The following is a 9,997-nucleotide window of genomic DNA, read 5'->3' as shown; positions in this document are numbered from 1 at the left end:
TGGACAGCTCCATCAGCTCGGCGGACGGCTGCTGCTCGCCACCGAGCACGACCAGCGGCGTGCCGGCGGCCCGGAGCTCGGCGACGCCCGCCCACAGGTGCTCGGGGGAGCCGAGGAACCGGATCACCACCAGGTCGGCGTCGGCGGTGACGGCGCGCAGGTCGCCGTCGGTGGAGCGCGACGGGTTCGCCAGTGCGTAGTCGGCGCCACTGGTGCGGGCCGAGAGCAGGTCGGTGTCGGACGTCGAGAGCAGCGCGATGCGCGTGGACGCGGCCATGGCCGTTTCCTCCTCCGGGGTTCTCGCCCCGTGTAGCGGTCGGATTCTGTCCACGGCCAGTGTCTGGCTGCCCGGCGGTCGGGACGCACCCGATCGACCAGGTCACAGTGGCGGAACCGCCCCGGAGTCGCACCGGGTTCCTGCACCGTGAACGGCTCGAGCCTACGGCAGGCCGTTCCCGGGTCTCGGGCGAGGGTTGTCAGCCACCCGGGTCGCGTGGCCCTGACCGGCCGGACAGACACCTGTTGTCGAGTTCGGGCAGAATGTGGCCATGGCGACCCAGACTGAGCAGACGGTACGAGAGGTCACTCCTGACGGCGGCGTCGTCGTGGGTGACGACGGTTCGGCAGGAGCGGCGGGAGCAGTGCGCTTCGCGCTCGCGGAGGCGGAGCGCCGCGGCACGGCGCTGCACGTGATCCGCGCCTGGACGATCAGCAGCGCGGTGCGCCCCGACGGCCTGCCGATCAACGTGACGCCCTCCCTGCTCGAGCTGGAGGAGGCCACTCGCACGGCCGAGGAGACCCGGATCGCCAAGCTGCTCGGCGAGACCACGGTCCCGGTCGAGGTGCACGCGGTCTACAGCCCCTCGGCGCAGTCCCTGATCCACGCCTCGGCCACCGCCGACGTCGTGGTCGTCGGCTCCCGCGGCCGGGGCGGCTTTGCGACCCTGGTCCTCGGCTCCGTCGCCGAGCAGGTCGTGCGGCACGCGAGCTGCCCGGTGATCGTGACCCGCAAGGCCGTCGAGGCCTGAGCCGCAGGTGAGCTTCTCCACCCGGGTGGTGGTGATCAACGCCCTCATCTTCACGCTCGGCACGGCGCTCCTGGCGCTGTCCCCGGCCACGCTCGGCCGCAATGCGCTGCTCTCGGAGGTGGCGCTGCTGGTGGTCGGCGTGGGCCTGATGGTGTGGGCGAACACCCTGCTGGTGCGCAGCACCCTGCGCCCGGTGGAGAACCTCGTCGACGAGTTGGACCAGGCCCGGGCCACCGAGCCCTTCGAACGGCTCACGGTCTCCGGCGACCCGATCGCCGGTGGCCTGGCCAGCGCCGTCAACGACCTGATGGATCGCATCGAGGCGGGGCAGCGCGACGCCAAGCTGGCGGCGCTGGCCGCCCAGGAGTCGGAGTCGGCGCGGATCGCGCAGGAGCTCCATGACGGCGTGGGCCAGTCGTTGACCGCGGTGCTGTTGCAGCTCGGCGCGCTGTCCGACCAACCGCCGGCGCAGGTCGCGGCGGCCTTGGCAGAGGTGCGCGAGGCGACCCGGGAGAGTCTCGACGAGATCCGCGAGGTGGCGCGGCGGCTGCGCCCGCAGGCGTTGGAGGACCTCGGCCTGCACAGCGCCCTGGCCGGCCTGTCGACCCAGCTCTTCAAGCACGTGGACACCCACGTGGAGCGGCGGATCGAGCCCGGGCTGCCGCAGCTCTCCGAGGCCGGCGAGCTGGTGGTCTACCGGGTGGCGCAGGAGGCGCTGACCAACGTGGCACGCCATGCGCAGGCTCGGTGGGCGGAGATCCGCCTGGTAGAACAGGGGCGCGGCGTGCTGCTCACCGTCACCGACGACGGCGTGGGCATTCCACCGGACGCCGACGGAACGGGCTTGCGCGGCATGCGGGAGCGCGCGGCATTGATCGACGGGCGGTTCTCGGCACGCCCGTGGCAGGGCGGCGGCACCGTCGTCACATTGTGGGTACCGCAGGCAGCTGAGGAGACAGGGACGAATGACTGAGCCGGGCAAGTGGCGCATCCTGCTCGCCGACGACCATGCACTGGTCCGTCGCGGGGTGCGGATGATCCTCGAGCAGCAGCCGGACTTCAGCGTCGTCGCGGAGGTGGGCGACGGCAAGGAGGCGGTCGACGTCCTGCGCGACACCGAGGTGGACCTGGCGATCCTGGACGTGGCGATGCCGCGACTCACCGGGCTGCAGGCGGCCCGGGAGATCTCGCGGCGCAAGGAGCCGCCCAAGATCCTGATGCTCTCCATGCACGACAACGAGCAGTACTTCTTCTCCTCGTTGAAGGTCGGCGCGAGCGGGTATGTGTTGAAGTCGGTCGCCGACCGCGATCTGGTCGACGCCTGCCGCGCCGCGCTGCGCGGTGAGTCCTTCCTCTACCCGGGGGCCGAGAGCACTCTGGTGCGTGACTACCTGGGCCGGGTCAAGCGCGGCGAGCGGTTGCCGAACGCGGTGCTCACGCCACGCGAGGACGAGGTGGTCAAGCTGATCGCGGAGTCGAACTCCTCGCGTGAGATCGCGCAGCTGCTGTCGATCAGCGTGAAGACCGTCGAGCGGCACCGCGAGAACATCCTGGCCAAGCTCGGCATGCGCGACCGCACGGAGCTCACCCGCTACGCGGTGCGGGCCGGCCTGATCGAGCCCTGAGCCAGCCCGGGTCAGCCCCTCGGTCAGCCTTCGGGGATCAGCGTGTTGCTGAGCACGAAGCGTCCGCCCGGATGGGTGTGCAGGCTGGAGGAGAAGGCCCGGCCGTTGGCGTCGAGGTGCCGGCGCCGGATCACCAGCGCGGGCTCGCCGGGGACGGCGTCCAGCGCCTCGGCGAACCGCTCGGGCATGGCGACCGCGCGTACCGTCTGCTCGATCCGGTGGCTCGGCATCGCGGCGGTGTGGCTGGCGGCGAGCTCGGGGTCGTAGGGCGGCTCCTCGGGCAGCACGTACTGCTCGGTCCAGCACAGCGGCGGTCCCGACGGGTCGCGCCGGCGCCGGCGCACGCCCTCCACCAGCGTCCACTGGGTGCGGATCGGCAGCCCGGTGCGCTCGGCGAGCTCGGCGTCGAGGCGGACCAGGCGGGTGGCGGGGTCCGCGACGCCGGTGTCGCGGTAGAGGGCGACCAGCTCGTCGCGGTTGGTGACGAAGGGCAGGTAGTCGGCGACCGGGAGCCGGGAGATGACGGTCGTCCCGGCGCCGGGACGGCGGGTGATCAGGCCCTCGTCCTCCAGCGTGCGCAGGGCGACCCGGACGGTGCCGCGGCTCAGCTGGTGGTCCTCGCAGAGCACGGACTCGGTGGGCAGCCGGGCGCCGACCGGGTAGGTCCCGTCCCCGATCGCCGCGCGCAGCTCCTCCGCGAGCCGGGCATGCTGGGTGCGCCGGCCCTCGGCGGGAGGTGATGGTGGCGCAGTCGTGCGCGTTCCTTCGTCCACGCCACCATCTTGTCCGGTCATCGGCTGCTCAGGCGAGCCGGTCCAGATACGCCTGGCGCAGCACCCGGGTCTGCACCTTGCCGGTCGCCATCCGGGGGATCTCGGCGAAGTCGACGCTGCGGGGGACCTTGAACCCGGCCAGGTGCTCGCGCACGTGGTCGCGCAGTGCCTGCACGGTGCCGGCGTCGGGGCTCAGGTTCGCGGCCGGCTGCACGACGGCGTGCACGTACTCGCCCATCTCGTCGTCCGGCAGCCCGAAGACGACGACGTCGGCGACGTCGGGGTGCACGATCAGGCAGGCCTCGATCTCGGCCGGATAGATGTTCACGCCGCCCGAGATGATGGTGAACGCCTTGCGGTCGGTCAGGTAGAGGTAGCCGTCCTCATCGAGCCGTCCCATGTCGCCGATCGCGGACCAGGTGGCATGCACCGGGTGCCGCGAGGCCTGGGTCTTCTCGTCGTCGTTGTGGTAGCTGAACGGCGTCTTGTCGCGCTCGAACCAGACCGTGCCGGCCTCGCCGATCGGCAGCTCGATGCCGTCGTCGTCGCAGATGTGGATCGCGCCGAGCACGGCCCGGCCGACCGAGCCGGGATGCTCCAGCCACTGGGCGCTGGAGATGAAGGTCATCCCGTTGCCCTCGGTGCCGCCGTAGTACTCGTCGACGATCGGGCCGAGCCAGGCGATGGCCTGGCGCTTGATCTGCGGGGGACAGGGGGCGGCTGCGTGCAGGAACGAGCGCAGCGACGACATGTCGTAGCCGAGTCGCACCTGCTCGGGCAGCTTCAGCATCCGCACGATCATGGTGGGCACCACCTGGGTATGCGTCACCCGGTGCTCGGCGACGAGTGCGAGGAACCGCTCGGCGTCGAACTTCCGCATCACCACCACGGTGCCGCCGAGCTCCTGGGCGCCGACCGAGAACTGCAGGGCGGCGGCGTGGTAGAGCGGCGCGGGCATCAGGTAGACCGATGAGTCGTCCATGCCCAGCAACGGACCGGAGAGCGTCGAGGTGCGGGTCGCCGCCGGGTCGTCGACGGCCAGGCCGGAGAGCGGGCGCCGCACGCCCTTGGGACGTCCGGTGGTGCCGGAGGAGTAGAGCATCACCTCGCCGCGGGGCTGCTCGGGAAGCGGCGTCGGCAGGTGCGCGGCGATGCTCTCCTCGTAGCTGTCGAATCCGGCGACCGGACCGTCGAAGGCCAACAGGGTGGTGCATCCGGGCACCTGGGCGACCAGTTCTTCGGCGCGCTCGGCCATCGCCGCCGAGGTGATCAGCGCCCGGGTCTGGGAGTCGGAGAGGATGTAGGCGGCCTCCTCGACCGTGGCGTAGCGGTTGATGCCGGTGATGTAGAGACCGGAGCGCATCGCCGCCCAGTAGACCTCGTAGTAGCGCGGGTGGTTCTCGGTCCAGATGGAGACCTGATCGCCGGGGCGCAGCCCGCGCTCGTGGAGCAGCCGGGCCAGGCGGTTGGAGCGATCCTCCAGCTCGGCATAGCTGATGGTCTCGCCGTCCTCCATGACGACGGCGGGCTTCTCGGGGTGGGTCGCGGCGTAGGTCTGGGGGAACATCCGACTCCTCGTCGTGGCGTGAATGGGCGCGCCGAATACCCGTGGTGACCAGGCCTTCTGGGGTGGTCCACGTGGATGGCATCGGTGGTTGACAGGAACTCTTCCGAGACTGCATGTTGTCCCCATCACACGACTTTGTCTAGTCAAAGTTGCCGTTGGGTGGGAGCGCTCGACGGCACGTCGCGAAGGAGTTCCAGGGTTGATGAGCACCGTCGAGTCGCCACCCGACGCCGAGGTCGACGCCGTCCTGGCCGAGCGCGTCGCCGCGCTGATCGCCGTCCACGGGGCGGACGCGCCGGACCTGTTGGGGGCACGCTTCGATGCCGGTCTCGCGTTCGTCCACCACCCGGTCGGGCTCGGCGGCCTCGGGCTCCCCGCGCCCTGGCAGGCCCGGGTCGAGGAGCTGCTGCTGGCCGCCGGAGCGCCTGCGCCCGCTCCCTACCGCAACCCGTTGGGCATCGGCACCGCGGTGCCGACCCTGCTGGCCCACGGCAGCTCCGCCCTGCAGCAGAGGCACTTCCGGCCCGCGTGGACCGCGGAGGAGATCTGGTGCCAGCTCTTCAGCGAGCCCGGCGCCGGCTCCGACCTGGCCGGCCTGGCCACCCGGGCGGTGCTCGACGGTGACACCTGGACCGTGAACGGGCAGAAGGTGTGGACCTCGTTCGCCCACGTCGCACGCTGGGGCCTGCTGCTGGCCCGCACCGACCCGGACCTGCCCAAGCACCAGGGCCTGACCATGTTCGTCGTCGACATGCAGCACCCGGGCGTCGAGGTGCGCCCGCTGCGCCAGGCGACCGGAGGCCAGGAGTTCAACGAGGTCTTCTTCACCGACGTCACCATCCCCGACGCGCACCGCGTCGACCTGCGTGGCCGGGGCTGGGACGTCGCGCGGACGACGCTGTTCAACGAGCGCTCGGCCGTCGGCGCCCGGCCGGTGCCCCGCGAGGACGGCCACATCGCGTGGCTCGCCGACCTCTGGCGCTCGCGGCCGGACCTGCGCACCCACGAGATGCACGGCAGGGTGACCGACGCCTGGATCAGGGTCGAGGCGCTGCGCCTGGCCAACGAGCGGATCCGGCAGCTGGCGGCAACCGGGAGGCCCGGGCTGGAGGGCTCGGGCGCCAAGGTCGCCCATACCGAGACCACCCAGGTCGTCACCCGGCTGCGCGCCGAGCTCGACCCGGAGGCGGCACTGCGCTACGACGCCTGGGATCCGGCGCTGGCGCCCCCGCGTGAGGACCGGGTGGCCGGCTACCACTATCTGCGCTCGCGCCCCTACACCGTCGAGGGCGGGACCACCCAGATCCTGCTCAGCCAGATCGCCGATCGGGTGCTCGGCATGCCCCGAGAGCCCGCCCTCGCCAAGGAGACCCCGTGGTCGGAGATTCCCCGATGAGCGCCGTGTCCCTGCTGGAGAGCGAGGACGGCGTCGCCCTGGCTCAGCAGGTCCGCGCGCTCGCCGCGGACTGGGCGCCCGGTGAGCCGCGGCCCGAGGCCTGGCGCCGGATCGGCGCCGACCTCGGCGTGGCCGGGCTGCTGATCGGCGAGGAGCACGGTGGTGCCGGCGTCGGGATGCGGGAGGCGATCGCGGTCGCGCAGGCGCTCGGTCGTGGCCTCACCGTGACGCCGTTCCTCCCCTCCGCGATCGCGGCGAGCACGACGCTGCTCGGGTTGGGCGGGCCGGGCGAGCCGGCGCGGGTGGGCGCGCTCCTCACGGAGCTCGCCGCCGGTGAGGCGGTCGCGTGCCTGGTGGTCCCGGCGACCACGGCCCCGGGCTGTCTGCCGTGCCTGGAGCTCGCGCGCCTCGACGACGACCTGCTGGTCAGCGGATCCGTGGCCGGCGTCCTCGGCGCGACTGGGGCCGATCGGCTGCTGGTGCCCGTCCGCGACGGCGCCGGCTTGATCGGCCTGGCGCTGGTCGGCACCGGACCGGGCGTCAGCGTGGGCGCGGAGACCAGCCTGGACGAGGGCAACCCGGTCAGCGTGGTCGCGCTGCAGAGCGCACCGGCCGTGCTGCTGGCCCGCGGTCCGGTCGTCGCGGACGCCGTGCAGGCAGGCCTGCGGGCAGCGACGGTGGCCATCGCCGCGGAGCTGGTCGGCGCGATGGAGTGGGCGCTGGAGGCGTCCACCTCCTACCTGGCCGACCGTCGTCAGTTCGGCCGCCAGCTCGGGTCCTACCAGGCGCTGCGGCACCTGGTGGCGCGGATGTGGATCGACCTGCAGCAGGCAGGAGCCGTCACGTTGAACGCCGCGGCCACGCTCGACGACCCGGACCAGCCGGAGGCCGAGCGCGACCTCGCCGCGAGCCTCGCCTCGGCCCACGTGCGCACCCTCGCGGTGGCCTGCCTGGAGACCACCCTCCAGGTGCACGGCGGGATCGCCTTCACCTGGGAGCACCCCCTGCACCGCTACCTGAAGCGCGCCTTCAGCCTCTCGATGGTGCACGGCACCACCGATCACCACCGCCGCCAGGTCGCGCGCCTCGCCGACCTGCCCTCGCCGGAAGGAGAAGCACGTGTCTGACCTGATCGTGGAGCGGTTGGAGGGTGGGCACGTCGTGGTCACCCTCAACCGGCCGCAGACGCTCAATGCGATGGCGCTCAGCATGGTGGACGAGCTTCACGACGTGCTCGTGGAGCTGAACCGCAACCCCGAGGTGCGCACCGTGGTGCTCACCGGCGCCGGCCGTGGCTTCTGCTCGGGTGCCGAGATCAAGTCGGCCGAGGACGCCCGCCGGCTCGGCCCGCGCGAGGGCCAGAATCGGGTCTCCCACCTGCTCTCCCAGCAGGAGACGATCGTGCGCGTCCACGAGCTGATCCACCGGATGCGGGTGCCGGTGATCGCCGCCGTCAACGGTGTCGCGGTGGGCGGCGGATTCTCGTTGAGCCTGGCCTGCGACATCCGCGTCGCGGCCCGCAGCGCGCGCTTCGGCGCGGTCTTCATCCGCCACGGCATCTCCAACGCCGACATGGGGACCAGCTACTTCCTGCCCCGGTTGGTCGGCGCCTCGCGGGCCGCCGAGCTGATGCTGACCGGTCGGGTCTTCGACGCCGACGAGGCCGCCTCGCTGGGCCTGGTGGTCGACGTGGTCGACGACGGCGACGTCGTCGAGCGGGCGTTGCAGATCGCCCGGCAGATCGCCGAGAACTCGCCGCTGGGCGTGTGGATGACGAAGGAGACGATGTGGCAGACCGTCGACGCCCCCTCGCTCCGTCATGCCTTCGACATCGAGAACCGCACGCAGATCATGTGCGTCGGCAGCGGTGAGCTGGAACGCGCCTTCAGTGGCTTCGCCGAGCGGCGTCGTCCGGACTGGGCGTCACTGTGAGTGTGGCATTGCGCCCGCGGGCCGTCCGCGTGCGCCCTTCAGGAGGGAAGCAGATGAAACGATCCACCCGGACGCTGGCGGCGGTGCTGCTGGCGACCAGCCTGGCAGTGTCGGCCTGCAGCGAGTCGCAGGGAGACAGCGATCAGGGCAGCGGAGCGCCGGCCGGATTCGCCAACGGCTTCGTCATCGAGCCGGACACCTCCGGAACCGCCAAGCAGGGCGGCCAGCTGCAGGTGGTCACCTACTCGGAGGCGCGGGTTCTGGACCCGGTGCTGACGATCGCCAACGGCAGCAGCGGCGGCACCGAGATGGCCGCCGTCTTCGATCTGCTGATGCGCTACGACCAGGGCAAGGACGCCTACGTCCCGCAGCTGGCCGAGGCGCTGGAGTCGAACGAGGCCCAGGACGAGTGGACGCTGACCCTGCGTGACGGGGTGACCTTCAGCGACGGCACGCCGCTGGACGCCGACGCGGTGGTGTGGAGCCTCGATCGCTATGTGGCCAAGGGCGGAGGACAGGTCTCCTTCCTCAAGCACGCCGTGAAGAGCTGGACCGCTGTCGACGCCCGCACGGTCCGCTTCGAGCTCACCCGCCCGTGGGCGGACTTCGCCTACCTGCTCGCCACCGGCCCCGGCATGGTGGTCGGCAAGGCGTCGGACGCCGGCAAGGCGTTCACCCCGGTCGGCGCCGGCCCCTTCGTGCTGGAGAAGTACGCGCCGCAGGAGGAGCTGGTGCTCGCTGCCCGGGCCGACTACTGGGGCGGCAAGCCCGCCCTGGACTCGGTGCGCTTCTTCCCGCACGCGGCCGAGCAGGGACGCCTGGACGTGCTGCGCAACGGGGAGGCCGACGTGGCCTACCTGCGTGAGCCGGCCACGGCCAAAGACGCCCTCGACGACGGGTTCGGCGGCTTCATGGAGATCGGCTCGATCTCGCGCGGCCTGCTGCTCAACCACCGTGCGGGCGCGGCCACCGAGGACGTCCGGATCCGGCAGGCGCTGATGCACGCCATCGACATGGACGTGATCAACCAGCGCACCGCCAAGGGCGTCGGCATCGTGACCGGCAGCATCCTCAACCCGCAGTCGCGTTGGGACCTGGACACCGAGCCGCTGCAGTACGACCCGGCCAAGGCCAAGGAGCTGCTGGAGGCGGCCAAGGCCGACGGGTACGACGGCACGATCAGCTTCAAGGGCGTCGCGAAGGTCTCCGAGCAGATGGGGCTCACGCTCAAGGCGCTGCTCGAGTCGGTCGGCTTCACCGTCACCCTCGACTACGTCCCCTCGGTCACCGACCTGGTCTCCGCGATCTACGTGACGCACGACTTCGACATGGTGATCTGGGGCTTCGGGATGCCGGACCCGGCCGTCTACCCGGAGCTCTTCGAGAAGGTGAACAGCGGCTCGCGCGGCAACTCCGGCGGCTCGTCCGACCCGAAGCTGGACCAGCTGATCGAGGAGTTGGGCGCCGCTGCGACCCCCGAGGACCAGAAGGACGTCCTGGAGCAGATCCAGGCTCAGTGGAATGAGACCATGCCGTACGCACCGTTGGGAGCGACGCCCGAGTGGAGCGCGTGGGGCGACAAGGTGCACGGGATCACCCCCAGCATCGACAGCATCATGCTGCTCGGCGGTGCCTGGAAGCAGTGAGCACACGGACCGGGGGCGGGTCGCCCGCCC

The 9,997-nt window shown here is 71.6% G+C and carries 10 protein-coding genes and 1 riboswitch; of the genes, 7 read left to right on the top strand and 3 right to left on the bottom strand.

The genetic code is table 11. The annotated features are described in order from the left end of the window. The coding region (locus ABD151_RS03805) for a hypothetical protein (RefSeq protein ID WP_343991501.1) at nt 1-277 on the bottom strand (277 nt) is incomplete at its 3' end. 37 nt (nt 278-314) lie between these two features. Further along, nucleotides 315-442, bottom strand: a riboswitch (cobalamin riboswitch). A 106-nt stretch (nt 443-548) separates the two neighbouring features. Here ABD151_RS03805 and ABD151_RS03800 point away from each other — a divergent pair. The 3 genes from ABD151_RS03800 to ABD151_RS03790 are packed head-to-tail and all read left to right on the top strand — an operon-like array spanning nt 549 to nt 2,653. Beyond that, nucleotides 549-1,028, top strand: coding sequence for a universal stress protein (locus ABD151_RS03800; RefSeq protein WP_343991498.1), 480 nt, complete (start codon nt 549-551; stop codon nt 1,026-1,028). 7 nt (nt 1,029-1,035) lie between these two features. Next, the gene (locus ABD151_RS03795; RefSeq protein ID WP_343991495.1) at nt 1,036-2,001 is read left to right on the top strand and encodes a sensor histidine kinase; all 966 of its coding nucleotides are present in this window, start codon (nt 1,036-1,038) and stop codon (nt 1,999-2,001) included. Next, the gene (locus tag ABD151_RS03790) at nt 1,994-2,653 is read left to right on the top strand and encodes a response regulator (protein WP_343991493.1); all 660 of its coding nucleotides are present in this window, start codon (nt 1,994-1,996) and stop codon (nt 2,651-2,653) included. The genes ABD151_RS03795 and ABD151_RS03790 overlap by 8 nt, the downstream gene beginning before the upstream one ends. Before the next feature lie 23 nt (nt 2,654-2,676). Here the strand turns inward: ABD151_RS03790 and ABD151_RS03785 are convergent, their stop codons facing one another. Both ABD151_RS03785 and ABD151_RS03780 read right to left on the bottom strand, forming a co-directional pair. Further along, nucleotides 2,677-3,426 carry a GntR family transcriptional regulator gene (locus tag ABD151_RS03785; protein ID WP_343991491.1) on the bottom strand — a complete coding sequence of 250 codons (750 nt, stop codon included), beginning with the start codon at nt 3,424-3,426 and terminating at the stop codon, nt 2,677-2,679. Nucleotides 3,427-3,454: 28 nt separating this feature from the next. Beyond that, nucleotides 3,455-4,993 carry an acyl-CoA synthetase gene (locus tag ABD151_RS03780; RefSeq protein WP_343991489.1) on the bottom strand — a complete coding sequence of 513 codons (1,539 nt, stop codon included), beginning with the start codon at nt 4,991-4,993 and terminating at the stop codon, nt 3,455-3,457. Between the two features lie 202 nt (nt 4,994-5,195). On the opposite strand from ABD151_RS03780, the gene ABD151_RS03775 reads away from it, so the two are divergent. Genes ABD151_RS03775 through ABD151_RS03760 form a run of 4 tightly spaced genes read left to right on the top strand, consistent with a single transcriptional unit; the run spans nt 5,196 to nt 9,967 of the window. Further along, nucleotides 5,196-6,389: an acyl-CoA dehydrogenase family protein gene (locus tag ABD151_RS03775; protein ID WP_343991487.1), complete on the top strand. Its 1,194-nt coding sequence runs from the start codon at nt 5,196-5,198 to the stop codon at nt 6,387-6,389. Further along, nucleotides 6,386-7,516, top strand: coding sequence for an acyl-CoA dehydrogenase family protein (locus tag ABD151_RS03770; RefSeq protein ID WP_343991485.1), 1,131 nt, complete (start codon nt 6,386-6,388; stop codon nt 7,514-7,516). The genes ABD151_RS03775 and ABD151_RS03770 overlap by 4 nt, the downstream gene beginning before the upstream one ends. After that, nucleotides 7,509-8,321: an enoyl-CoA hydratase/isomerase family protein gene (locus ABD151_RS03765; protein ID WP_343991483.1), complete on the top strand. Its 813-nt coding sequence runs from the start codon at nt 7,509-7,511 to the stop codon at nt 8,319-8,321. The genes ABD151_RS03770 and ABD151_RS03765 overlap by 8 nt, the downstream gene beginning before the upstream one ends. Before the next feature lie 53 nt (nt 8,322-8,374). Continuing rightward, entirely contained in the window at nt 8,375-9,967 is a 1,593-nt protein-coding gene (locus ABD151_RS03760) for an ABC transporter substrate-binding protein (protein ID WP_343991481.1), read from the top strand. Nucleotides 9,968-9,997: the final 30 nt, after the last annotated feature.

The organism is Nocardioides dubius, from assembly GCF_039528155.1.
In the GTDB taxonomy this organism is placed as follows: Bacteria; Actinomycetota; Actinomycetes; order Propionibacteriales; family Nocardioidaceae; genus Nocardioides; species Nocardioides dubius.
This window is presented reverse-complemented; position numbering and strand designations above follow the sequence as displayed.

Coding starts and splice junctions, on each gene's coding strand:
- ABD151_RS03800 (WP_343991498.1), top strand. CDS start 549: ATGGCGACCCAGACTGAGCAGACGGTACGAGAGGTCACTCCTGACGGC.
- ABD151_RS03780 (WP_343991489.1), bottom strand. CDS start 4,993: ATGTTCCCCCAGACCTACGCCGCGACCCACCCCGAGAAGCCCGCCGTC.
- ABD151_RS03760 (WP_343991481.1), top strand. CDS start 8,375: ATGAAACGATCCACCCGGACGCTGGCGGCGGTGCTGCTGGCGACCAGC.
- ABD151_RS03775 (WP_343991487.1), top strand. CDS start 5,196: ATGAGCACCGTCGAGTCGCCACCCGACGCCGAGGTCGACGCCGTCCTG.
- ABD151_RS03790 (WP_343991493.1), top strand. CDS start 1,994: ATGACTGAGCCGGGCAAGTGGCGCATCCTGCTCGCCGACGACCATGCA.
- ABD151_RS03770 (WP_343991485.1), top strand. CDS start 6,386: ATGAGCGCCGTGTCCCTGCTGGAGAGCGAGGACGGCGTCGCCCTGGCT.